The organism is Collinsella sp. AF15-51 (assembly GCF_003462845.1).
GTDB lineage: Bacteria > Actinomycetota > Coriobacteriia > Coriobacteriales > Coriobacteriaceae > Collinsella.
Genome location: NZ_QRYG01000002.1, coordinates 19,922 through 45,024 on the forward strand (window position 1 = coordinate 19,922; position 25,103 = coordinate 45,024).

Sequence of the window (25,103 nt, forward strand, 5' to 3'; positions counted from 1 at the left end):
AGCTCATTGATGTTTACTCCGCTTATCACTCATGATCTGGACGGTGCCGCGCTGGCGGCGCCCGTTGATGCCGCACGCCGCAATGGCGCCACGTACAAGACGCGCACAATCGACGACCTTCGCATTAAGGACGATCGCCTGCGCGCTGCCATCGAGGGCACGGGGCACCTGCTGTTCGACGGCGGCATGGGCACCATGCTGCAGGCCGCCGGCATGAAGGCAGGCGCCCTGCCCGAGCTGCTCAACTTTGAGGAGCCTCAGGTCATCACCGACATCCAGCGTCAGTACGTCGAGGCCGGCTGCGATGTGATCACCGCCAACACCTTTGGCGCCAACGCGCACAAGCTCGATGGCGCCGCCACCGTGGCAGATGTCTTTGCCGCCGCGGTCTCTTGCGCCAGCGCGGCCGGCGCCCACTACGTCGCCGGCGACATCGGCCCCATCGGCGCCCTGCTGCGCCCCCTGGGCACCCTCAGCTTTGACGAGGCCTACGACCTCTTTGCCGAGGAAGTGCGCGCCGGCGTCGATGCGGGCGTGGATCTCTTTATTATCGAGACCATGACCGACCTTGCCGAGATCAAGGCGGCCGTCCTCGCCTGCCGAGAGAACTCCGACCTGCCCGTCTTTGCCACCATGACCTTTGAGGAAGACGGTCGCACGTTCCTGGGCACGAGTCCCGAGGTGGCCGCCATCACGCTCGACGCCATCGGCGCCGACGTTTTGGGCATCAACTGCAGCCAGGGACCGGCCGAGCTCCGAGGGCTCGCCGCACGTATGCTCACCGTTACGGACAAACCCGTTATGGTGCAGGCCAATGCGGGACTGCCCCACGTGGACGACGACGGTAATACCGTCTTTGACATCCAGGCCCCCGAATACGCCAAAGCCGTCGCCGGCATGATTGAGGACGGCGTGAGCGTCGTGGGCGGCTGCTGCGGCACCACGCCGGCGCACATGGCCGCCTTGCGCACGCTTATCGATAACCACACGCCCAGTCCGCGCCACCGCAAGCCCAGCATGTCGGTCACAAGTGCCCAGACTGTGGTGGACCTTCCCTGCGACGGCCACAAGATTGCCGTCATCGGCGAGCGCATCAATCCCACCGGCAAAAAGCGCCTGCAGCAGGCCCTGCGCGACGGCGATCTGGACTACGTGGTGAGCCAGGGCATCAGCCAGCAGGAGCAGGGCGCCGACATCCTGGACGTCAACGTGGGCCTGCCCGAGATCGACGAGGTCAAGATTATCCAACAGGCCACCGAGCAGCTCCAGGGTTCCACGCTGCTGCCGTTGCAGATCGACTCCACCGACCCCGCAGCCGTCGAAGCCGCCGTGCGCCGCTACGCCGGCAAGCCCATCATCAACTCGGTCAATGGCAAGCAGCAGATCATGGATGAGATCTTTCCGTTGGTTGCCCACTACGGCACCAACGTCGTCGGCCTTACGCTCGACGAAGGCGGCATCCCCGATACCGCCGAGGCCCGCTTCGCCATCGCCGAGCGCATCGTGGCCGAGGCCGCCCGCTACGGCATTGGCCCGGACCGCATCCTCATCGACTGCCTGGTCATGACCGCCTCGACCAATCAACGCCAGGCCGAGCAGATCCTGCGCGCCATGTCCCTGTGCAAGGAGCGCCTGGGCGTCAAATGCGCGCTCGGCGTGTCGAACATCAGCTTTGGCCTGCCCGCTCGCCCGCTGCTGGGTTCGGTCTTTTTGGCCGCCGCTTTTGGCGCGGGTCTGGACGCCCCCATCATGAACCCGGGCTCCAAGCGCTTTATGGATACCGTCTACAGCTATCGCGTCCTGAGCGTTGAGGACGAGGGCTCGACCGGATACATCGAGCGCTATGCCGGCTGGACCGATCCGTATAAGATCGCCGCCAACCCGGCAGCAGCTCAGGCCGCATCGACCGACACCGTGCCCGCTGCCGGCACCGACGGCACCGACGGCAACGACGACCCGATTCGTCGCATGGTCGTCTCGGGCCGCAAAGGCGAGATCGCTGCCGAGACCGAGCGTCTGCTGGCAGACCACGACGCCATGGACCTCATCAACAATCACTTTATCCCCGCCCTCGACGAGGTTGGCGTCCTCTTTGACCAGGGCAAGTTCTTCTTGCCGCAGCTTATGGCCTCGGCCGAAGCCGCACGCGTGGGCTTCGACACCATCAAGCGCCTGATGCCCGCCGGCGAGATCGCCGACAAGGGCAAGATCTGCGTGGCCACCGTCAAGGGCGACATCCACGACATCGGTAAGAACATCGTCAAGATGCTGCTCGATAACTACGGCTATACCGTCTTTGACCTAGGCCGCGACGTCGACCCGCAAGAGGTGCTCAAGACCGTGCGGGAGCGTGACATCAAGCTCGTCGGCCTCTCGGCGCTTATGACCACCACGGTCGTCGCCATGGAAGAGACCATCAAGTTGCTCCATGCCGAGGTTCCGGGCGTCAAGATCATCGTAGGCGGCGCCGTGCTCACCCCCGAATACGCCAAGCAGATCGGCGCGGACTACTACGCCAAGGACGCCGCCGAAAGCGCTCGTATCGCCGAAGAGGTCTTTGGGCAGTAACACAACGGAAACAACCGAGCACCAAAACGTGCCGCATGCGCCACTTGGCACGTGCGGCACGTTAGAATAGAAAAGACTATGCTCGTTTTGGCAGATAGGAGCGCAAGGATGGCGATCACGCCCGCAGAAATCGCGGAAACCCGCGGCATGGTTGAGGAGCAGAACCTCGACATCAGGACCATCACCATGGGTGTTTCGCTCATGGGTTGCGGTGACGAGAACCTCGACCGCATGTGCACGAAGATCTACGACCACGTGACGCACACGGCTGAGCATCTGGTCGAGACCGCCGAGAACCTCGAGCGCGAGTACGGTATCCCCATCGTCAACAAGCGCGTTTCCGTCACCCCGGTGGCCCAGATCGCCGCGTGCTGCAAGGATGAGGACCTCACCCCCATCGCGCACGCCCTCGACCGCGCGGCCGAGACGCTCGGCATCGATTACCTGGGCGGCTTCTCCGCGCTCGTCCAGAAGGGCATCGGCGACGCCGACCGCCGCGTCATCCAGTCCATCCCCCAGGCGCTCGCCACCACGAGCCGCGTCTGCTCCAGCGTCAACGTCGCCAGCCTGCGCGCCGGTATCAACATGGATGCCGTGCTCATGGCCGCCCAGACCATCATCGATGCCGCTAAACTCACGGCCGACCAGGATTCCGTCGGCGCTTCCAAGTTTGTCTGCTTTGCCAACATGGTCGAGGACTCCCCGTTTATGGCGGGCGCCGTCCACGGCGGTGGCGAGGCCGACGCCGTCATCAACGTAGGCGTCTCGGGCCCCGGCGTTATGGCCGCAGCCCTGGAGACGCTGCCCGATTCCGCATCGATGATGGAAGTCGCCGAGAAGATTAAGCAGACCGCCTTTAAGATCACCCGTGCCGGCGAGCTCATGAGCCGCGAGGCCGCCCATCGTCTGGGTGTCGAGAAGGGCATTGTCGACCTGTCGCTGGCTCCCACGCCTGCCATCGGCGATTCCGTTGCCCGCATCCTCGAGATCATCGGCGTGGGCACCTGCGGTGGCCCGGGCACGACCTGCGCGCTCGCCATGCTCAACGATGCCGTCAAGAAGGGCGGCGTCATGGCCAGCTCCAGCGTGGGCGGTCTCTCGGGCGCTTTCATCCCCGTGTCCGAGGACGCCGGCATGATCGCCGCCGTCGAGGCCGGCGCGCTTTCGCTCGAGAAGCTTGAGGCCATGACCTGCGTGTGCTCCGTTGGCCTGGACATGATCGCCATCCCCGGCGACACCCCGGTCGAGACCATCGCCGGCATCATCGCCGACGAGATGGCCATCGGCGTCATCAACAACAAGACCACGGCCGTGCGCGTGATCCCCGCCATCGGCAAGGGCGTGGGCGACTGCGTCGAGTACGGCGGCCTGTTTGGCCGTGCACCCATCATGCCGGTGAACCCCAACGCCGGCACCGTGCTTGCCCATCGCGGTGGACGCTTCCCGGCGCCGCTGAACTCGCTGAAGAACTAGCTGAGGGGGACTGGCGAGGAGCCCCGCCGCCGGGCGGCAGACATATAAGGTCGCCTGCTCGGACAGTCCTGACTCGCACGGAGAGCACATTAAGTGCTCTCCGGCTCGTGCGGAACTCGCGATCGACCTTATATATTTGCCCTCCCCGGGGCTCCCGCACAACGGGACCTCAGTTGGGTTCTATCCCTTTGGCAGTCGCTTCGCTTCTGCCCTACTTTGCTGGTATGGCGGTTTGGCGTTGGAACGGTTCTTTTTCTGATATATGCTGGTTGCGGCTCTTCTTTTGGGAGGAGTCGCTTTTTTGTTGCTAGGAGGTTGGCCCGTGGCTGATGGTGTAATTCAATCTGAGCTGCTTTCTGCGGATTGGAATGAGGAATGGATGCGCTTGCAGGCTGGTCGGCGGCGGGCTGATGATTCTTTTGAGTGGGATAAAAGGGCTCGGCATTTTCGGCCGCTTGAGACTGCCCCGTATGCCCGGGACTTTATGAAGCTGTTGGCGTTAAAGCCTGGTGAGTCGGTGCTGGATATGGGGTGTGGGGCTGGGTCGATTGCTATTCCGCTTGCGCAAGACGGACATCCTGTGATTGCTGCTGACTTTTCCCCTGCCATGTTGGGCACGCTTGATGCTGGCATTGAGTACTATGGGCTCGAGAATCGCATTACACCGCTTGAGCTTGCTTGGGATGATGATTGGGATTTGGTTGGACCGGTCGCGAAAGCGGTGGATGTTGCCTTTGCCAGTCGGTCGGTTACGACGACCAATCTAAAAGGTGCGCTTGCCAAGCTCGACCGTACGGCTCGTCGGCGTTGTGCTGTCACAATGGTCGCCAACTCCAGCCCGCGCTATGACCTGCACTTGATGAACGCTATCGGCGCCTCGGTTACCTGCAGCAATGGCTTTGTGTACGCCTTCAACATCCTCATTCAGATGGGTGCCCTGCCGCAGGTTACATACTTTGAATCGCCTCGTCGCGATACCTTCGATAGCCTTGAGGCAGGCGTGGCGGATTTTTCCCGTATGCTCGAGCATGGCAACGAGGATAAGATCGACCGCCTGCGCGACTATATCGCTCAGCACATGATCGAAAACCCCCATGCCGGCGAGCCGGGCTCCAAGGGCGTGCCGCAGGGGCGCTATATGCTCGACCATATCCGTAAGGTTCGCTGGGCGTTTATTGTATGGGAACCGGTCTCTGAATCCCGCTCGTAGCCCGTTCACAGCCCGCACTGCCCATCACCTCGGCATCCGCATTCTTTTTGAACTGGGCAAACGCGCTCCACACCGCGCCGTTCCTGCGCTATCGTGGGACAGCTCACGTAGATTAAGGCCCCGTCGCGGGGCGCCCCATACATAGAAAGCGAGAACCCATGGCACTGACAGGAGCACAGGTCAAGCAGCTTCGCAGCATGGCCCATCACCTCAACCCCGCTATCATCATCGGTAAGTCCGATGTCAACGAGGGCACCGTCGAGCAGACGGTCGCCTACCTGGAGAAGCACGAGCTCGTTAAGTGCTCCGTGCTCGATGGCTCCAGTCTTTCCGCCCGCGAGGCCGCCGAAGAGCTCGCTGAGCGTTGCCACGCCGAGGTCGTCCAGGTCATCGGCCGCAAGTTCTCGCTGTATCGCGAGTCCTCGCGCAAGGACATTGAGAAGATCAAGCTCGTCTAAGAGCCAATGATCCGGCGAGCGAACACATAGCAAGCTTACGGGTGCCCAAGTACTTCGGACGCCCGTTTTTTATCGCTCGACCAGCACGCGATTGAGCCGCCCCTCCACCAAGCGCTCGTATAGACGCCGCGTCTCGGGCTCGGGCACGCCATTGACCTGCTCCCTCAGATGATGCATATGCCCGCTGTACAGCTCGACGATATCGCGCCGCCGCCCCGCCGCACTGTAGACGCGCATGGCGCAGCGCACCATATCCTCACGCGCCGTCTCTTGCCGCAGCCCCGACTCCACCAGCCATACCGCCGACTGCAGGTCGTTTTCTTCTAGGGCGGCATTCGCGCCCCGAATCATGCAGTCGATATACTTCGATTCCATAATGCGTCGCATACGCAAAAAGTAGGTGGGGTTACAGCCATTGGGCACATGCAGCGGTCCGGCATAAAGTTGCTCAATCTTAAGGCACAACTCGACCAGATGGGGCCCGCGCGCACCCGTGCGATTTCCCAAAACCTCGCGGCTTATCTGGTCAAACAGCCGTACATCGGTCTTGACGTAGTCACCGTTGAGTCCGATGCATTCATTTTGGATGAGCACACACGACTTGCCATCCGGCGTCGGTCCCAAAGCCGACCGCAAGCGCGATATCGTCGAGTACAGGTTGTTGCGGGCGCTATTGAACTCGGCATGGGGCCACAACTCCATTGCCAGCGTCTCGCGGTCGACGAGCGCATCCATGCCCAGTGCAAGCCGCTCGGCAAGCGTCGCCGCCTTCTTGCGGCGCCACATTTTGTCCGTGATGGGAAACCCGTCGCGCTCGGCGCGGAACGCACCAAACATGCGAATCTCGATATGGTCGATGGTATCAACGGCTTCAACCTCGCCAGCCTGGAACAGGCGCTCGCCTTCCCCTTCCAAATCGTCGCGCAGCGAGTACCGCGACAGCTCGCGCACGGGAAGCTTCTTGCGAATCCTGGTCGCCGGCTCGCCCAGACAATGCATGGCAAGGCGCGCAAAGAGCCGATACGATGGTTCCAGAATCCCCGCGCGATTCATGGACATCCAGGCCGCGAGATCGCTATCTCGCCCCGCGCAAGCCAAATGCAGCGCCACCATCCAGGCTTCTGCACCACCAACCTGCGTCTGGCTTATATCGAGCAACTCCGCTTCCTCGCGTACCGAAACCATCGAGGTGTTACGCAGATACGCCGCGCGCTCCAGCAGCAATGCGTTATCGCGCATGTACGCAATCGACTCCTCGGCAAGTTTGAGCACTTGGACCGCACGGAACTTTGCATTAACCGGCCGTCCCTCTGCCAGCGACTGCCAGCCTTCTAGCAACAGGCCAAACAGCTGAATCTGGTTGTCGCGCATGCGCACGGCAAAACGATCGAGCTCGTTGAACGCCGCGTCGTCGGTTACCGGCAGGCCGGAAAGGAGCCGCCGTGCCGCCAACACCATGCGCACCCAGATAGCCATCGCCTTAAGCCCACGCACGTCGAGCGCCTCCCGCACCACCGTCATCTCGTCGTCGCGCTCGTCGGTTCCCGTAAACGACCCGTCAAAGAGCTCCACCAGCATGCTATCGGCCCGTATAACAATCCCCGCGATGTCGAGCTCACAGTCGTAGGCCTTGCTCGTTTTGAGCTGCTGTAGAACGCCGCCGTCATCTCCCCGCTCGGTCAGGCAGCGCTTGACCTCGATATGCGCGGACAACATATCGAGTGCGGTATGGGATGTCTCGATTTCTGGCACGGCCAGGTTCGTAGGAAGCCCAAGCCCGTTGTCCCCATAGCAAACAGCCGTCAGTGTCTGGGCCACTCTCCATGAAACAGGGTCTATTTCGCAGGCCGCCCGTTCGCCCCCGCGCTCGATGACCGATGCCATATAGCGAGCGAGCTTTGTATTGGACACGCTGACCGCTGCCAAATACACGCCGAGCGCCTCGGCAGGCGTTGGCTCTGGAGCCGGATCGTCGGCATCGATCGTACCCAGCGCTGCTCGGCAGATATCGGCCCCGTGCCCCGTCAGAGCAAGATCGACCCCATACTGCCCAGCAAGTTCAAGGACCGCTCCACGGTCCAAAAAGGCGTCCGCCAGGCCCATCGCCGCATCGCATCGGCCCGCCTTAAGCAAAATCCGGGCCGCCCTCGGAACAAGTTCGGGGCGAACCTCGGCCACCAACTTACGCAAACGCAAGCGTCCGTTATCCTCCGTGCCCAGACACGTAAAACTCCGCTCGGCGGGGTCCAAGCCAAAGATCGGGTAGTCGCGTACGAAGTAGGACTGGTCGACCATCGATAGCCTCACCCCGCAAGCCTCGAGTTCTGCGATATTGCCCTCGCCCATCAAAATCATGAGACATGCCACGCAAAACAGTGCATTATTGTCGAGCGAAGCCAGGTCGACAAGTGCCGCGCCATATACGTTGACAATCTCGTTTTCGAGCAGACCGGCTACGTCGCCTTGGCCATACAGACCCGTCTGCAATGCCGAAACGAGCTCGGGCACGCCCTGCGTGAGCTGATAAAAGTCGAGCGATGTGCTGATCGAAAACGCCGATGCCCACGCCGAATACTCATAGGCATGCACCTTGAGCATCTGCGCATTGATCTTAACCGAATCGCCCAGCCCATGAATCAGTTGACGATTTGAAGGACGGCAGGAGATAAAGACCCCCACCCCCATAGCGCGCAGGCCGCGAATCCTGTCGATGAGGTCTTCGGTATCGTGCTGATCGAGGTTTGGCACATTATCAATCGCGATAAGGGAGTGCGGTTTGTCTTTGAGTTCTTCGGTAACCACCTCGAGCTGCATAAACACCTCGCGCCCAATGGCGCGATCGGCCTCGATAATCCGCACGGGGCCTCGCGTCGGGTCGCATTTAACCTCATGGGTGTACTGCAGCAGCACCGAGGTCTTCCCAAACCCGTCGGGCGCATAAAGAACCACGATGCCGGCCTTTCGGCCCTTGGTGATAAGCTCATTCATCAAGCGTTCGCGTCGCACCATATAGCCTCCGCCCAGCGGCATCAGCTCGAGGTCGTCTATACCGCTCAAATCGTTTACCATGCCCGCTCCTCAACTCGACCGTATGGACACTGTAGCCGCAAGACCATACAAGCCGCGCTATGAATAGAGCGACCTTGTGTTTTAGGTTGTCTTTTGGTACGCAAGCGGCAAGTTTTTGTACAGCGAGGGCCGATTGTTATTAATCCCCCGACTAATCGGTCTTTAAGCAGGTAAATGAGCTTGTCAGCTTGTCCCATCTAAGCGGCAGTGTAACGCAAATGAACAAGGTTCAGCTATGTCATTCAACTCGCCTAGCACCCGCTACCGTCTACGACCTTTTAGTGGCATTTTTGCATAGAATCTGGTATGGAATGAATCAAGCTGTTGGGCATCCGGCATTCGTCAAGCTTGCGGCAAGATTTTGGTCAAGCGGGCGGAGAGGGATAATCAGAACCACCCTTAAAAAGGGTGGTTTGCTCTTAGGGTATAACCCACGGGCCCCGGGCTCGCGTCTAAAGGCGCGGGCCCGGACTTCATCCAGGCCTAGTGCATCTTGACCCGTGGCGCGCCGGTCGAACCGGCAGGATAACCTCCTCTTGAAGGGGTCCTCGTACTCCTTCACGCTCAGCTTGTCCAGCGCGATGTCGTGGGACTCCTGCTCCCTGATGTACTTGGCGATCGTCGCCTCGTTCAGGCCGACGGTGGACACGTAGTAGCCCTCCGCCCAGAACTTCCTGTTGCCGAACTTGTACTTGAGGTTGGCGTGCCTGTCGAATATCATCAGCGAGCTCTTCCCCTTCAGGTAGCCCATGACGCTCGCGACGCTGTACTTCGGCGGGATCGCCAGCAGCACGTGCACGTGGTCGGGCATCAGGTGCCCCTCGATTATCTCGATCCCCTTGTACTCGCACAGCTTCCTGAGGATCTCCCCTATGTCGCTCCTGATTTGGTTGTAGATCACTTTGCGCCTATACTTCGGCGTGAACGCGATGTGGTACTTGCACATCCACTTCGTGTGGGAAAGGCTGTAGGCCTTCTGGGCCATGGCGACCACCCCTTCGACTCGAATTCTTGACGGCCTGAACAATCGTCAATATCGGTCGGAGGGGTGGCTTTGTAAAGCCGTTTGTCTCCACCCGCGTAGCGGGTGGTTTAAAGCTGGCCGCTGCGCGGCCAGCAGACTAAAGTCTTGAAAACAAAAAGGCCCCCGCAAAGCGGAGGCCTTAGGCAAGGCTATGTCGAGATGCAGGATTCGCGCTACTCGCAGAGCGAAAGGGCGGCCTCGTCGGCAACGACAACGCAGTTGGTGTGCAGCTGCAGGATCGAAGCCGGGCACGCGGGCGTAACCGGACCATAGCACATGTCATGCACGGCCTGAGCCTTGGCCTCGCCGTTGGCGACGACTAGGATCATGCGGGCATACATGATGGTCTGGGTACCCATGGTGTAGGCCTGACGGGGAACATCGTCGATGCTGTCGAACAGGCGGCTGTTGGCCTGAATGGTGCTCTCGGTGAGGTCGACGCAGTGCGTGCCCTTGGAGAAGTGGTCATCGGGCTCGTTGAAACCGATGTGGCCGTTGTTGCCAATGCCGAGCAGCTGCAGATCCGGGTAACCGGCGGCGGCGACGATCTTGTCGTACTCAGAGCAGGCAGCGGCGGCGTCGGGGTTGGAACCGTCGGGCACATGCGTGTTGTTCAGGTCGATGTTGATGTGATCGAAGAAGTTCTCACGCATGAAGTAGTGATAGCTCTGGGGATCGTCGTGCGAAAGGCCGCGATACTCGTCCAGGTTGTAGGTGCTGACCTCGGCAAAGTCGACGTCGCCCTTCTCGTACCAAGCAGCGAGCTGCTTGTAGGCACCGATCGGGGTGGAGCCGGTGGCAAGACCCAGCACGCAATCGGGCTTGAGGATAACCTGCGCCGAGATGATATTGGCGGCCTTGCGGCTCATATCCTCGTAGTCTTTAGCTTTAATGATCTTCATTACGCGTCCTTTCTCGTACAAGAGAGGCAAGGCTCCCCTTACAAGCACTTGCCCGCGGCCCGCGTCGGCCGCAACCAACGTGTGCGGCCACCAGGGCGAGGTCGCGTAATGTATGTGTCTCGTGTCTAGCCGCGTCGAGGCCCCTGCCCGTCCACGGTGACCCAAAGCCGTTTAGCTTCGGACAAATCCCATCTTGCCACGGAGGGCGCCCTCTTTCAAGGGCGCCCTCCATAAACGTGTTTGAATTGTAGGCTAATGGCCACGTGCACTTGCTAGCGCTCGCGAGCAACGATGAGCTGGTCCATCTCTTCGACATGCGCACCAACGGAGCCCTTGATACTCGAGAACTCAACGGAGTTGCACACCAAGATGGGAACCGTCACATCGTAGCCCTCGGCAGCAATTGCCTCGCGATCGAACTCGATGAGCACGTCACCCTTATGGACGACATCGCCCACCTGTGCATGCACGCTAAAATGCTTGCCCTCAAGCTGAACAGTGTCCAAACCAACGTGGATGAGCACGTCTAGGCCATCGACCGTGTTGAGCGCAACGGCGTGACCCGTGGGAAAAATGGCCTCGACCTTGGCGTCTGCCGGCGCAATCACACGCGTGCCGGTAGGCTGAATCGCCACGCCCTGGCCCAAAAGGCCGGTGGCAAACGTCTGGTCGTTTACCTCGGAGAGCGGAATGACGTCGCCCGAGATGGGAGCATCCAGCGTAAGGACTCGACCACGCATACCAAAAGACCTTAGGACTTTAGTGAACATGCTCCCCCTCGGACATACCAATCAATCAAATAACCTTAACAGTTTACCACTTGGCACCCGTTTTTGACCATTAGGGAAGTTCGCGCTTGACAACCTCGACGATGTCGTCGACAACGCGCTGGGTCAGCTCGTGCGTCTCGGCCTCGGCCATCACGCGGACCAGCGGCTCGGTACCGCTCGGGCGCACCAGAATGCGGCCGCGGCCGTCAAGCTCCTTCTCGGCGGCAGCGACGGCATCCCAGATGGGCTGGCAATCGTCCAGGCCGGCCTTGTTGTCGGAATGCACGTTGACGAGTACCTGCGGGTACTTCTTCATGATGCCGGCAAGATCAGTGAGGGTACGACCGGTGCGCTTGAGCACGGCCAGCAGCTGCAGAGCCGTCACCAGGCCGTCACCGGTGGTGTTGTGCTCCAGGAAGATGATGTGGCCGGACTGTTCGCCGCCGATGACGGCGCCATCCGCGAGCATGCGCTCCAAAACGTAGCGGTCCCCCACGGCGGTCTGAACCATCTCGAAGCCCTGCTCCTTCATAGCGATGGAGAAGCCAAGGTTGCACATGACGGTCGAGACGATCTCGGAGTTGGCGAGCTTGCCGCGGGCGGCGAGGTCAGAACCGCAGATAGCCAGGATGTAGTCACCGTCGATCTCATTGCCCTCGCCGTCGACGAACAGCACGCGGTCGGCGTCGCCGTCGTGGGCCAGGCCGATATCGGCGTGGGTGCGCAGCACGAGCTCGCGCAGGGGCTCAAGGTGAGTGGAGCCGCACTCAACGTTAATGTCGGTGCCGCAGTAATCAGTGTTGATGGCATGGACCGTGGCGCCCAGGCGCTGCAGCGCAGCGGGCGTGGTCTGGCAGGAAGCACCGTGGCCGCAGTCGACGGCAACAACCAGGCCATCGAGCTTAAGGCCGTCGAGCGTGCTGATGGCATGATCGACATAGGCCTTGCGGGCGTCTTTCATCTTGATAATGTGGCCCACGCCGGCACCGGTCGGCAGCGTGTCGGCAGCCATGGCCTCCTCGGACATGACCCAGGCGCTGATCTCTTCCTCGACAGCATCGGGAAGCTTCATACCCTTGCGGCTAAAGAACTTGATGCCGTTGAACTCCGGCGGATTATGCGAAGCAGAGATGACGATGCCGCCGTCGAGCTCGTTTTGGACGGTGAGCAGCGCCACGGCCGGCGTAGGGATAACGCCGCAGCAATGCGGACGGCCGCCCTCTGCCATAATGCCAGCGGTCAGAGCACTCTCGAGCATGGTACCCGAAAGACGCGTGTCGCGGCCGATGCAGATGTCCGGGCCAAGGAACTTGGTCGCCGCGCGGCCCAGGCGAAACGCGAGGTCGCACGAGAGGTCGGCATTGGCGACGCCACGGACGCCGTCGGTACCGAAGATGTTCTGGGGCATAGGATCGCTCCTTCCCTAGCAGGCGATATACAACCGCCCACCCTAGTCGAAAAAGAAAAGCGGGACCCGCCGAGGAATCGGCAGGCCCCGCTTGTACATTGTATCTCGAAAGGAGATAAAACCTTAGCGCTTGGAGAACTGGGGAGCGCGGCGGGCCTTCTTGAGGCCGTACTTCTTGCGCTCGACCACGCGAGCATCGCGCGTAAGGAAACCGGCCTTCTTGAGGTCAGCACGGTAGTCGCCAGCGTTCAGAAGAGCGCGAGCGATGCCCAGACGCAGAGCGCCGGACTGACCGGAGATGCCGCCGCCATCGCACAGAGCGATAACGTCGAACTGACCGGCGGTGTCGGTCACCTTGAAGGGAGCAAGGGCGTTCTCAACGAGCTGATGACGGCCGAAATACTGCTCGGCGTCACGCTTGTTGATGGTCACCTTGCCGGTGCCGGGGACGAGACGGACGCGGGCGACGGCGTTCTTACGACGGCCGGTACCCTGGTAGACAACGGTGTTCTCAGCCATCTTTAAGCCTCCAGCTCAATCTTCGTGGGGTTCTGGGCAGCATGCGGATGCTCGGCACCAGCGTAGACCTTAAGCTTGGTCATCTGGGCACGGCCGAGGGTGGTCTTGGGCAGCATACCGCGAACGGCGCGCTCGATGACCTTCTCCGGGTGCTTCTCCATAGCCTGGCGGAAGCTCTCAGCCTTGAGGCCGCCGTTGTAGCCGCTGTGGCGATAATAGGTCTTCGTGTCGGCCTTGTTACCGGTAAGCTGGACCTTATCGGCGTTGATGACGACAACGAAGTCGCCGCAGTCGCTGTTGGGCGTGAACTGGGGCTTGTTCTTACCGCGCAGGATCATTGCGATCTGGGTGGCAAGACGGCCCAGGACAGCACCATCGGCGTCGACGAGAACCCAGTTGCGCTGGACCTCGCCCTGCTTGGCGTAGTGAGTCGATTTCGAAATCACTTAGACTCCTCCATGTACAGTACGTGTTGTTACAGAGATTCACGGGGCTCTGCAAGTAACCCGTCCATATTACCCCGCTCGCCGTACGAGTCAACAGGTATTTTGGCTCCGACCAGAGTTTCTGCACATGTCATCCACGAGCCGTGATTTTTCCAACTCTTTAGCTGTTGTCATTTTTTGAGGGTTCGCCGTCGCTAGCGCTCAACGAACTCTTGGATTTCCGCGAGCAGGCGCTTTGCCTCCTGACGGCCCTGGATATACAGGTCCAAAAGCTTTGCCGGATCGTGCTCGACATGGCCGACCTCGACCGGCTTTTGCGGAGCGATGACCAGCGCGCGGCCCTCGCGCTCATACTTCCACAGGTGCATGCGCTGGAGGTTATAGCGGTCGTGGCGCGTCTCGATAGCCTCGAGCAGGTAGGGGTAGTCGGCATAGCGGGCGCGCGCGGCAGGCATAAACTCGTAGGGCTTTTTCTCGTACGAGCGGTCCTGGGTGACGATGACGACCGCACGGTCGAAGCCCGCCTCCTCGAGCACATGCTCGATAGGAACCGAATCGGCCACGCCGCCGTCGACGTATTTGTGCCCGTCGATCTCGACCGGCGGCGTCACCAGCGGCAGCGAGGTGGAGGCGCGCACAGCATCGAGGTCGAGCACGGCGCTTTTGACCGGCAGGTAGGCAGCGGTTCCAAACAGCATGTCCGTCGCGACGGCGTACATCTCGATGGGGCTCGCGTCGAACGCCTCGTTGTCAAAGGGATCCAGGCGGTCCTGGATATCGTTGAAGATAAAGTCGTAACCCACGATGGAGCCCGTGGATGCGAAGGATGCGGCACCCATGTAGCGGTTGTCATTGCAGAAGGTCAGGTTGATGCGATTGACGCGACCGATCTGGTGTGACTTGTAGTTGACGCCGTTGAGCGCACCGGCCGATACGCCATATACCGCCGGAATTTCGACACCGGCCTCCATGAGAACGTCGAGCACGCCGGCGGTAAACTGCCCACGAAAACTGCCACCCTCCAAGACGAGCGCGACCTTGCCGGCGTTCTTTGCCTTATCTTCTGCAGTCATATTGACCTCCTGCGATTGCGTTTTGACTTTCTTCTACCCAGTTTTGGGATGGAGGGCGCATGGGTTTTGGAGTTGAGGGGGCGGCTGGCGGAAAGCACGTCCCGTTCTGAGGGGCGATTCCGGGATGCGCTTTCCGCCTGGGTTGCCATGGGGAAAGCATGTCCCACTCTACGGCTCGATTCCGGGTCGCAGCTTCCACTTGAGGCGTCATCCGGAAAATGTATCCCATTCCGAGCTTAGATTCCGGGATGCGGTTTCCGCCTGGGCAGTCATTGGGAAAACGCGTCCCACTCTGCGTCACTGAGGCGTTTTCTTTACGCCCGCGCCCTGCATAGAGTTCGATTCTCCGCGGTACGGGGGATCCGTTGATGCTGGGCGAGGCCAGCTGAAATTCGATAAACATCGCATCTATATTGGGCTTAGGCTTTGCGCGAAGAATCCGCGTATTTGCTTCGCAAATACGCACCGGCTTCGGCCGGCTGCCGCCGCCCTCGCCCGCGGGCTACAAACGCTTCGCGTTTGCTTAACGCCCGCGCCCTGCACAGAGTTCGATTCTCCGCGGTACGGACTAGAAATAAAAAGACAGGTAGATACGAATATCTACCTGCCTGTTACTTATGGTGGAGGCGCGGAGAATCGAACTCCGGTCCACGAAAGCCCCTTGATTGGCATCTCCAAGCTCAGTCGCTGGTTTAGTCTCGGACGCCTTGCGCGCAGCGACACGCTCGCGACGTCCTAACCGGTTCGGTCTTAGCCCGCGCCATACCGATTACGTGCGCAGGAGCATTCCCCTAAGATGACGTCGCGCCGGTGTCGGGGAAATCACCGGGTTGACGCGCCGCTATAAATTAAGCAGCGAGAGCCATAGGCTCAAAAGAAGAGTTGTTGTCAATTCAATTTGACGGTACCCCTGTTTAACGAGGCGAGGAGACCTCGGCTTGCTTCCTCTCTCAGAGCTATCGTGTCGAAACCAGTCGCCCCCGAATGTCGGGAAAGTCTGGATGGTATCGGGCCTGCAAACACCCGATAACCGTCGACTTTTCAAGGAACATACGGGGCGAGCCCCGCTTGTGGAGTGTTATCTTACCACGTTCTGAAAGCGGACAGCTGTTCTATGCACGAGCTGTGAAGACCCCAATGTGCGCCGCACTTCGCACTTTTGTTACCGATCGCGTCACGTATATTTTCGCCAAGCAAAATTGACCCGTCGAAAGGACCGTTATGGATACCAAGCAGCAACTCGTCGATGCCCTCGCAGGCCTGGGCTCAACCATTACCGAAGCTATGGATGTCATCGAGGGCTTTGTCCCCTGCGGACATCCCGCCCTCACGGTATCGAACGCACTCGTCGCGCTGGACGTTGACGATGATGCAGCTCTCGCCCAGCAGCTTGAGACCGTCGAGGGCTTTATCGACCACGTGAGTGAGAACCGCGGCGTGGCCGCCTACCACGGTATCGAGCTCGAGCTCGCGGGTCCCAAAGCCGATCTGCTCGCAGCAATCCGCGAGGTAGGCGCCCTTATGCAGACCGCAGGCGTCAAGAACACCCAGGTCAACGAGTGGGTCTACCGCAGTCTGGCAGCACTCGACAGCTCCGACGAAAAGGCAGTCGAGCAGCTCGCAGAAAGTCCCGCCATTAAGGCCGAGCTTTTGTAAATAGCAGACGCGGGTCCCTTGGCGCATCGTCGTCCAAGAGGCCCGCAAACAGTTTGCGTCAACCGATAGCCGCGCCGCCGCGTTCGGCCAAAGCAAGAATCGGCATCATTTGGCGCGGGGTCTTTGCTGCAAGATCGGCATGTTCGAGCAGCTTGCGATCGTTGGTCACCAAGTAATCGACCTGCGCGCGTTTGCATGCGGCGAGTACCAAGTTGTCCTCGTAATCGCGATGGAGCGCTAAGTATTTGTCGGCCAGCCAAAGGTCCGACGCATCTGCACCCACGGCCGTGGCGTTTTCGGTCATGTTCCGAACAAACGCCAGCGCCGCATCGCCAATTGCACGGGCAGATGCCTCGTCGAGCGCTCCCCCACTGGCAAGAACGCTACGCTTCAGCTCGTGTTGGACAACGTACAGCACGTCCTTGGCGATATGCACCGGAAAGAACATCAATGCCCCTGCCTCCGCCGCCTGCCCAATAAACGCACGCGCGGCAAGCGACTCGGCATGGTCGACGCAAAACGAATCAACCCATACGTTGGCGTCCACCATTATTTTGAGGGGAGCCCCGCTCACAGGATCATCTCCTTTTGGCGATAGCGCTCGTCCATGGCTTCGGAATAGATTGTGTCCCAATCGCGATCGTCGGATACGGGCGACGTAGCGATGCCCAAATCTGCATAAAGCCGGTCTGCCGCTGCCCATGATGCGGCGAACGGAGTATCGGGCGCGACGGATTGCCGCCGGTCGTCGACGGCCGCAAGCACTTCCTCGCACGAACCACCGCCCTGCGCGACCTTGGCCACCACCTTTTTGATGAGCTCGGGCAGTGACCTGCCCGAAAGCTGCAGCGCTTCCTCGGCGCGCTCTTTAACCGAGCGATCTACGCGAACGTTCACCTGCGCCATGCCGCTAACAGCACCCATCTCAACCTCACCTTCGACTCCTGCTATCTTAGCTAGCACAACTATATATTGCTGCTAGCACACGGTCAAACGCAAAAGGCCTGCATTCTGGCGGCTGCAACACCGTCCGAATGCAGGCCATTAACTCAAGCAAAAGCGCTAACGCAGGTAAGCCTTCGCGTTGCTCAGGCTGTAGGCAATCGTCGAGCCGTTGTGCAGCAGTGACGACGTCTGCGGGGTAATCGCGCCGGTAATACCCAATGCCAACAGCGCCGAGTTGGTGAGCATCACCTTAGAGTAGGAGCTCGTCAGACGATCAATGAGGCCCTGGCTCATGCGGCGCAAACGCACGATCGCGGCCAGATCCGTGTCGGTCAGGATGATATCGGCGACCTCCTTGGCGATGTCGCTTCCGCCACCCATTGCCAGCCCCACGTCGGCCAAACCGAGTGCCGGCGAATCGTTGACGCCGTCGCCCACCATGGCAACGTGGCGCCCCTCACCCTTAATGCGCTCCACATAGGCGTACTTGTCCTCGGGCAGCAGCTCGGCCTTAAACTCGTCGACACCCGCCTCGCGCGCAATGCGCTCGGCCGTGCGCTCCGAATCGCCCGTGAGCATAACGACATGCTTGACGCCCAGCGCATGTAGGTCGGCGATGGCCTCACGGACGCCGGGCTTGAGCGGATCCTCGATGCCGAGCACGCCGACGACCTTGCCGTCGACCGCCAGATACAGCGGCGACAGGCCTTGCATCTGGAGCTCGATTTGCTCCTTGATGTCGGACTCGAGCTGCGCACCCTCGTCCTCAAATACAAAGTGCGCCGAACCGATAATGGCGCGACGCCCCTCGATGGACGAAGCGATGCCGTGCGCCACGATGTACTCGACCGCGGCATGGCGCTCGCGGTGCTCGAGCCCGCGCTCGAGGGCGGCGTTGACCACGGCACGCGCCACCGGATGCGGGAAATGCTCCTCCAAGCAAGCGGAAAGACGCAGGACCTCGTCCTTGCTCCAGCCATCTGTCGTCAGCACGCAAGCCAGGCGCGGCTGCGCCTCGGTAAGCGTGCCGGTCTTATCAAACACGATGGTGTCAGCCTTGGCAAACGACTCAAAGTACTTCGCGCCCTTGACCATGACGCCCATCTTGGCGGCATCGCTCATGGCGGTCATGACGGCGACGGAACCCGTGAGCTTGAGTGCGCACGAGTAGTCGACCATCAGCGCCGCCGAGGTCTTGATAAGGCTGCGCGTGGTGAGCGCAACCAGGCCCGCGAGCAGGAAGTTCCACGGGACGATCTTATTGGCGAGGTCCTCCATATGCGACTGGCCCTCGGATTTGAGCGAGTCGGCCGTCTGCACGAGCGAGACGATCGAGCGCAGTTTGGTCTGCGCCGTGTTGGCGCGCACGCGCACCAAGATGCTGCCGTCTTCCACGACGGTACCGGCGAACACGTCGTCGCCCACGCTGCGCTCAACGGCCAGCGGCTCGCCGGTCAGGGTCGCCTGGTTGACCATAGCGCTCCCCTGCTCGACGACACCGTCGATGCAAATGGACATGCCAGTGCGCACGGCGACCAGATCGCCGGGCTCGAGCTCGGTCGCAGCAACGCTTACCTCGGTATCGCCGACGACCTTTTGCGCCTTGTCGGGTACATCGAGCAGCGAGTTGATGAGCTCGTTTTCGCTCATGGCGCGGGTGTAGTCCTCGAGCAGCTCGCCCACGTTGAGCAGGAACATTGTCTGGCCCGCGGTGTCGACATCACGCTTGACGAACGAAATGCCGATGGCCGAAGCGTCGAGCACGGGAACGGTCAGGCGCGGCTGCGCCAGCTCATGAAGGGCAGCGCGCAAAAATGCCATGTAACCGGCCACGACAAACACCGCACGCAGAGGCGTCGGCAAGAACCAGCGGCGCGCGTAGTGGGCGCCGACGAGTGTCGCCAGGTCCATAACGAGTTTGTGCTTGCGCGGCTCAAGCTGCATCACATAGCCCGACTTGGCATCGGCGATAGCTTGAGCATCGAGTGCGCCCAAGGCGTCGAGCACGCTCGCGCGACGTGGCTCGTCGTATTCGAGCGCCATCTGGCCAATACGGCCATATACGCGCACCTTGTGCACGCCGTCGATGTCGCCGCCAAGCTTAAGAAGTGCATCGAGATCGCTCTCTGGCACAGGACCCGCCAATTGAAGACGGGTCCTGCCGGGGATCTCGCTAATAATCGAGAATCTCATAGTTTGTGCCTGGGAGCGTTACTCGGCTGCCTCGTCAGCAGCGGCCTCGCTCTGGGTGATGTAAGCAGCCTCGGCAACCATGTCGTCGACATTAGCCTTGGCCTGCTCGACCATGTCCTGGTAGCCGTTCTTGATGCGCATGCCGCACGCGATACCCTGCACGCAAGCATTCTTTACCGGAGCGCTGGTAAGCAGCTTGATGCCGGCCGTACCGAGCAGAAAACCGCCACCGACAAGCAGGGTGTTAAACGTCGACTTCTTCATGTTGCTTCTCCCTTTTGCCGCATTGGACGCGGCATGGTGCCTCAGCACCCGAGTAAACAAGTTTGCTCGAGCACGCTTTTGAAATATCTCAATTTTATCTAACTATCTAGGTCAGCCATGGCTAACCTTTTGAAAATTAACGATGCGGAGTAACCGATTGTCAATGTGACAAAGGGACTGTCCCTTTGCCCCTTCTTACAACTGCCAGGTAGCTGCTTCCTTTTGCAGCGCCACCATGCGGGCGAATTCTCCACCTGCCGCCTTGAGCTGCGCCGGAGTGCCCTGCTCGGCAACCACACCATCCTTGAGTACAACGATTTTGTCGGCATTTTCCACCGTACGCATACGGTGGGCAATAACGATAACCGTCTTACCTGCGAGCAGACGGGAGAGCGCCTGCTGAACCACGGTCTCGTTCTCCACATCCAAGCTCGCCGTCGCCTCGTCCAACAGCACGATCGGCGCATCTTTGAGCAGCGCACGGGCGATGGAGATGCGCTGGCGCTCGCCGCCGGACAGCTTGGAGCCGTTCTCGCCGATCATGGTGTCATAGCCCTGCGGCATGCGGCTCACAAACTCGTCGCAGTTGGCGGCACGCGCGGCAGCAAGCACTTCCTCATCGGTGGCATCGCGACGACCAAGACGGATGTTTCCCATCACCGTGTCGTCAAAGAGCAGCACGTCTTGGAACACAATGGCGTAGTCGCGCAGCAGCACCTCGGGATCGACGCTCGCAACATCCACACCGCCCACGGTAACCTTGCCCGCGGTGGCATCCCAAAAGCGCGCGGCAAGGCGGCTCACCGTGGACTTACCGGAACCCGAAGGACCGACCAGCGCTGTAACTTCGCCTTCCTTGGCGGTAAAGCTCACATCGGTAAGAACTTTCTCGCCGGCGCGGCCGTCCTCGCCCGCACCATAGCCAAATGCCACATGATCGAACACCACATCGTGGCCCACGGGCTCAAACTGCTCGCTACCCCGCGCCACAGGCTCTTCCATGATGGAACGCATGCGCTTGGCAGACGACTCGGCGGCAAACAGCTCGGACATCAGCATCAGCGCCTGATCAAAGGGCGCATAGATGCGGCTCACCATAAGCAGGAAGGCAAACATCATCAAAAAGTTGACCTGGCCGGAGGCGACCATCGCGGCGCCCGTGACCAACGTGGTGGCAATGCCCAGACGCAGGATAGCAAAGGCGGAGTTAACCAAAAGCCCATTGGCGAGCTCGCCCTTGGTGGTCTCGCGCTCCTCGGCATCGATCACGGCGTTGAGCCCCTCAAGATAATGAGCCTCCTGGTTGGTGGCGCGGATCTCGCGCACGCAGTCGAGCGTCTCCTGGATCGCCTCGGTAACCTTGACCTTCTCGGCACGCACATGGTCGAACACCGGGGTCATGGGGCCGCGTGTCAGATACAGCACGGCAAAGGCCACGGGCACGCTCCAAAACGCCGCGATCGCCAGCTGCCAGCAAAAGAACAGCGACGCCACGAACACAATGGCGCTTGCGATGATGGCACCCCAAAGCTCTCCCAGCACGTGGCTGTAGGCGTGCTCCATGGCCTGGACGTCGCCCATAATGGTCTCGGTTAAATCGGCCAGATCACGACGGCCAAAAAACGACAGCGGCAGCTTGCGTAAGCGCTCGGCAATCTCCATACGCTGCTTGCCGCACTCCTCGTAAAAGATGCAGTAGGTGTAGTAATACTGCTGCCAGTTAGAGGCAAAGAGCAACACGAAAAAGACCAGGAGGCCGCCCACAATCGGCAGGGCATCCGGCAGGTCGGCACCGGTGGCGAGATGTTCGACAAAACCGGCCATGACCAGGAACAATAAGCCCATGCCGGCCATGGTAATGAGATTGGTGAGCGCGGTCCAGAAAATGCCGCGTTTTACGCCGGCGACGCCTTTATCGGATAGGAAATACTTCTTTTGGAATGAGGCGAACATTTAGGCCTCGCCTCCCTTCGTGACGGCGGCATCCGCGGCAGCAGTGATCTTCCAGCTCGCGGCCTGTTCGTATTCGGCCCACATCTTGGCGTATAGACCGTTTTGGGACAGTAGCTCGGCATGGGTGCCGGCCTCCTGCACGCTACCTTGGTTGAGCACCACGATCTTGTCGGCCCCCACCACGGTCGAAAGCCGGTGCGCGATCATAATGACTGTGCGACCCGCCGCCAGTTTGCTAAAGGCACGCTGGATGAGCGCCTCGTTCTCGGGATCCGCAAACGCTGTGGCCTCATCGAGCACCACGATAGGCGCGTCTTTAAGGATCGCGCGGGCGAGTGCCACGCGCTGCACCTCGCCGCCCGAAAGATATGCTCCGCCGGCACCGAGCATGGTATTGATGCCCTGTGGAAGCTTGGCCACAATGTCGTCGCACTGAGCTGCGGAGAGGGCCGCACGCACTTCGTCGTCAGTGGCCGTGGGCTTGGAGGCACGCACGTTATCGGCAAGTGTTTGCCGGAACAGCTGGTTGGTCTGGAACACGAAGGCAACCTGGTCCATAAGCTCGTGCGGGTCCATGTCGCGAACGTCCACACCGCCTACGAGCACTCGACCCGAAGAAACATCCCAAAAACGCGGGATCAGGCTGGCGCAGGTTGACTTACCGCCGCCCGAGGGACCCACCAGGGCGAGGGTGCTACCCGCGGAAACGTTAAAGCTCACATGGCTAACGGCAGGTGCTTCGGCACCCTCGTACGTAAAGCTCACGTCCTCAAATCGCACGTCGCCGCCGGCAGGGTGCTTGGGTTGCGCGGGCACGGAGAGCCGCTTGGAATCCATGATGCTTCGGATGCGAGCCAGCGAATCGGCACTCATCTGAGAGGCCTCGCCCACAAACATGAGCTTGGTCATGGCCGTCGGCACCACGGCCGAAAATATCGCGTAAAACGTGAAGTTGGCCATAAAATGCGCGAAGTCCTTCTCGCCCGGCGCCAACAGCAACGCCACGGGCAACAGGAATGTCACAAGACCATTGAGCGCGGTAAGGTTGAGTACCTGCGGACCTCGGCAAAACGTGCCCGCATAGCTTTGTGCCATGTCGGCGTATTCGGCGATCGCGTCGTGGAACGCCTTAAAGGAATAGACCGTCTGCTGAAACACCTTGACCACGGGAATGCCGCGTACGTATTCGGTACCGGTCTTGTTCATCTTGACCAGCGCGCCCATGTAGGCCTTCATGAACTCGGCGCCCTTGCCGCTCATCATGGTGGCCATGGCGCCAAGCGAAACGGCGACCGAGATAAGGCATGCCGCGCCCAAGCGCCAATCGAGGGCGAAAAGCAGCACGAGCAGACCTGCGACCATGGCGGTGGCGCCGGCGATATCGGGTAGCATGTGCGCGAGCAGGGTCTCGGTGGAGGCGGCGCATCCGTCTACGATACGGCGCAGCTCACCGGTGGCGTGTGTGTCAAAGTAGCCAAGCGGCAGCTTAAGCAGGTGCTCGCTCGTAGTCTTGCGAATATTGGACGCGCAGCGAAACGCAGACAGGTGCGTGCACATGAGCCCCACGAAATAGACCACGATGCTTGCCAGCGCAAACCCCACGGCCCACCAGCCATACGTCGCGATGCCGCAGGCTTCGCTCCAGTTAGGTGCCACGGCGATCAGATCGCGCGCGACAAGCCAAATGCACACGAACGGGCCAAAGCTCAGCAGCTGCGAGAGCGCCGAGAGAGCCATGCCCAAATACGTTAGGAATTTGCGGTCGCCGGCATATGCAAGCAGCTCGCCGATACCGCCGCCTTCCCTTTTTGACCCCTTTGCCATAAGATTCCTTTCTAACGGCTTGAGAGTTAACCGTAATGAACTTATCATTGATGTGTTAGCCATGGCTCACAATCGAGCCATGCGTGGACGTTTCTGCAAAGGAAAGGGACGCTTTTGCAAATACGGCGGGCAGCGACCGACATAACCGAGCTCTACGCACCGCAGTTTGAGCAGTTTGGCCTGGAGCTTACCGGCAAGGGCGCCGTCTTTACCGGCGAGGTGGCAAACGATCGGGCGCACGGACGCGCATGGATCATGCCTCTCTCCCCCGCCTGCATCGTTATGGAGCATTTCATTACCCCGATGCACGATATGTACCTGGCCGAATACACACCCGAACCGTACGCGTGCGTGAGCGAGGTCAGCGCGCCCACGCTCATGTGCATGCCCGAAGCCGGCATAACGCCTGCGAACCTTAAACCCCTGCATGGACCGTGGCCAAACAATGCCGTGTGCAGCTTTATCCAAGATAACTGTGGCGAGGAGTTAAGCCCACTGTTTGCAGGGCGGCTCTATCACTCGCGCTCGGTGCTCTTTTTGCCTGGATATTTTGACGAACTGGAGCACCGCTATCCCACCGAGTTCGCAGGGGTCTTTGAGGCGTTTGCCGAGCCATGGCACGAGGAAGCGACGTCCGCCATCTGCCACACACTGCACCGGATTAACGAGGACCGCGCCCGCACCGTAGGCGGACACGTCTATATGCAAGGCATCGTGGAGACCATGGTCGCGGAGCTCGCCTGTTCGCGCGCGGCCCACAAGCAGGCGCGGCAGGCGGCAGACACACGTGCCAGCGTGACCATTGCCGAGGAAGCGACGAGCCTTGTAGAACACTCGCTCAACAAGGGCAAACATGTGGGTATCAACGAGGTGGCCGAGAGGCTCTACACAAGCCGCTCCAAGCTATGCGCCACCTTTAAGGCCCAAACTGGCGAGTCCCTGGGCGCCTACATTCGCAGACGCCGTATGGAGCGAGCACAGGACCTTTTGGCCGATAGCGCGCTCACGATAGCGCAGGTGGCAGAGCGTCTAGGCTACCCTCAGCAGGCCGCCTTCGCCCAAGCCTTCAAGCAACACACCGGCACCACCCCCACCACCTGGCGCTCCCAACATATATAAAGAATGAGGACGCCATCAGCGCCCTCATTCACCAAATTTCATTCAGCCCCGCCTGACCCGAACGGCCGAGTCGTCACGGAACCGAGGGGCCGGGCGCAGGGCCTTGCCTCTCAATGAGTTCCCTTCAAAACAATGGGCGTGCCGACGGCACGCCCATTCACTCTATTCCATCCAGCCCGCCTGACCCGAACGGCCGAGTCGTCTGGCCGGGGAAGCCCCGAGTCGCCGG

19 protein-coding genes, 1 other RNA gene and 1 pseudogene are annotated in these 25,103 nt (G+C 60.5%); 6 read left to right on the top strand and 15 right to left on the bottom strand.

Going from position 1 to position 25,103, the window contains the following annotated elements; translation table 11 throughout:
* Positions 1-9: 9 nt before the first annotated feature.
* From DWW51_RS01295 to DWW51_RS01310, 4 genes are all read left to right on the top strand, one after another.
* On the top strand, positions 10-2,568 hold the full coding sequence (locus DWW51_RS01295) for a homocysteine S-methyltransferase family protein (protein WP_197032123.1): 2,559 nt from the start codon (positions 10-12) through the stop codon (positions 2,566-2,568).
* A gap of 108 nt (positions 2,569-2,676) precedes the next feature.
* A complete protein-coding gene (locus DWW51_RS01300) occupies positions 2,677-4,041 on the top strand; it encodes a PFL family protein (protein ID WP_035136908.1) in 1,365 nt (454 codons plus the stop codon).
* 484 nt (positions 4,042-4,525) lie between these two features.
* The gene (locus DWW51_RS01305) at positions 4,526-5,251 is read left to right on the top strand and encodes a methyltransferase domain-containing protein (RefSeq protein ID WP_117640107.1); all 726 of its coding nucleotides are present in this window, start codon (positions 4,526-4,528) and stop codon (positions 5,249-5,251) included.
* A 158-nt stretch (positions 5,252-5,409) separates the two neighbouring features.
* Positions 5,410-5,709, top strand: a complete 300-nt coding sequence (locus DWW51_RS01310) for a YhbY family RNA-binding protein (RefSeq protein WP_006234690.1) — start codon at positions 5,410-5,412, stop codon at positions 5,707-5,709.
* Positions 5,710-5,778: 69 nt separating this feature from the next.
* On the opposite strand, the gene DWW51_RS01315 is transcribed toward DWW51_RS01310, so the two are convergent.
* The 9 genes and pseudogenes from DWW51_RS01315 to ssrA form a co-directional block, all read right to left on the bottom strand.
* Complete coding sequence (locus DWW51_RS01315) at positions 5,779-8,778, bottom strand: BTAD domain-containing putative transcriptional regulator (RefSeq protein ID WP_117773114.1); 3,000 nt, start codon at positions 8,776-8,778, stop codon at positions 5,779-5,781.
* Between the two features lie 535 nt (positions 8,779-9,313).
* Positions 9,314-9,763: pseudogene (gene tnpA / locus DWW51_RS01320) on the bottom strand (IS200/IS605 family transposase); the annotation flags it as partial.
* A gap of 212 nt (positions 9,764-9,975) precedes the next feature.
* Positions 9,976-10,704: a glucosamine-6-phosphate deaminase gene (gene nagB / locus DWW51_RS01325; RefSeq protein WP_055251013.1), complete on the bottom strand. Its 729-nt coding sequence runs from the start codon at positions 10,702-10,704 to the stop codon at positions 9,976-9,978.
* A gap of 272 nt (positions 10,705-10,976) precedes the next feature.
* Positions 10,977-11,444, bottom strand: a complete 468-nt coding sequence (locus tag DWW51_RS01330) for a PTS glucose transporter subunit IIA (protein WP_316242586.1) — start codon at positions 11,442-11,444, stop codon at positions 10,977-10,979.
* 100 nt (positions 11,445-11,544) lie between these two features.
* Entirely contained in the window at positions 11,545-12,882 is a 1,338-nt protein-coding gene (gene glmM / locus DWW51_RS01335) for a phosphoglucosamine mutase (RefSeq protein WP_117640103.1), read from the bottom strand.
* 123 nt (positions 12,883-13,005) lie between these two features.
* On the bottom strand, positions 13,006-13,401 hold the full coding sequence (rpsI, locus tag DWW51_RS01340; protein ID WP_022094634.1) for a 30S ribosomal protein S9: 396 nt from the start codon (positions 13,399-13,401) through the stop codon (positions 13,006-13,008).
* Positions 13,402-13,403: 2 nt separating this feature from the next.
* Positions 13,404-13,847 carry a 50S ribosomal protein L13 gene (gene rplM / locus DWW51_RS01345; RefSeq protein WP_022094635.1) on the bottom strand — a complete coding sequence of 148 codons (444 nt, stop codon included), beginning with the start codon at positions 13,845-13,847 and terminating at the stop codon, positions 13,404-13,406.
* Positions 13,848-14,041: 194 nt separating this feature from the next.
* Positions 14,042-14,920 carry a patatin family protein gene (locus DWW51_RS01350; protein WP_055251009.1) on the bottom strand — a complete coding sequence of 293 codons (879 nt, stop codon included), beginning with the start codon at positions 14,918-14,920 and terminating at the stop codon, positions 14,042-14,044.
* A gap of 618 nt (positions 14,921-15,538) precedes the next feature.
* Positions 15,539-15,902, bottom strand: a transfer-messenger RNA (tmRNA) gene (gene ssrA / locus DWW51_RS01355).
* Between the two features lie 239 nt (positions 15,903-16,141).
* Between ssrA and DWW51_RS01360 the strand changes: the two genes are divergently transcribed.
* On the top strand, positions 16,142-16,576 hold the full coding sequence (locus DWW51_RS01360; protein WP_117773116.1) for a hypothetical protein: 435 nt from the start codon (positions 16,142-16,144) through the stop codon (positions 16,574-16,576).
* Positions 16,577-16,634: 58 nt separating this feature from the next.
* On the opposite strand, the gene DWW51_RS01365 is transcribed toward DWW51_RS01360, so the two are convergent.
* From DWW51_RS01365 to DWW51_RS01385, 6 genes are all read right to left on the bottom strand, one after another.
* A complete protein-coding gene (locus DWW51_RS01365) occupies positions 16,635-17,150 on the bottom strand; it encodes a PIN domain-containing protein (protein WP_197032124.1) in 516 nt (171 codons plus the stop codon).
* A complete protein-coding gene (locus tag DWW51_RS10260) occupies positions 17,147-17,500 on the bottom strand; it encodes a hypothetical protein (protein ID WP_197032125.1) in 354 nt (117 codons plus the stop codon). The genes DWW51_RS01365 and DWW51_RS10260 overlap by 4 nt, the downstream gene beginning before the upstream one ends.
* Before the next feature lie 138 nt (positions 17,501-17,638).
* Complete coding sequence (locus DWW51_RS01370; protein WP_231501537.1) at positions 17,639-19,654, bottom strand: heavy metal translocating P-type ATPase; 2,016 nt, start codon at positions 19,652-19,654, stop codon at positions 17,639-17,641.
* Positions 19,655-19,732: 78 nt separating this feature from the next.
* On the bottom strand, positions 19,733-19,978 hold the full coding sequence (locus DWW51_RS01375) for a DUF6110 family protein (RefSeq protein ID WP_055250999.1): 246 nt from the start codon (positions 19,976-19,978) through the stop codon (positions 19,733-19,735).
* A gap of 195 nt (positions 19,979-20,173) precedes the next feature.
* Positions 20,174-21,931, bottom strand: a complete 1,758-nt coding sequence (locus DWW51_RS01380; RefSeq protein ID WP_117773122.1) for an ABC transporter ATP-binding protein — start codon at positions 21,929-21,931, stop codon at positions 20,174-20,176.
* Entirely contained in the window at positions 21,932-23,755 is a 1,824-nt protein-coding gene (locus tag DWW51_RS01385; protein ID WP_197032126.1) for an ABC transporter ATP-binding protein, read from the bottom strand.
* A 114-nt stretch (positions 23,756-23,869) separates the two neighbouring features.
* Here DWW51_RS01385 and DWW51_RS01390 point away from each other — a divergent pair, with 114 nt between their 5' ends.
* Positions 23,870-24,874, top strand: coding sequence for a helix-turn-helix transcriptional regulator (locus tag DWW51_RS01390; RefSeq protein ID WP_117773124.1), 1,005 nt, complete (start codon positions 23,870-23,872; stop codon positions 24,872-24,874).
* Positions 24,875-25,103 lie beyond the last annotated feature (229 nt).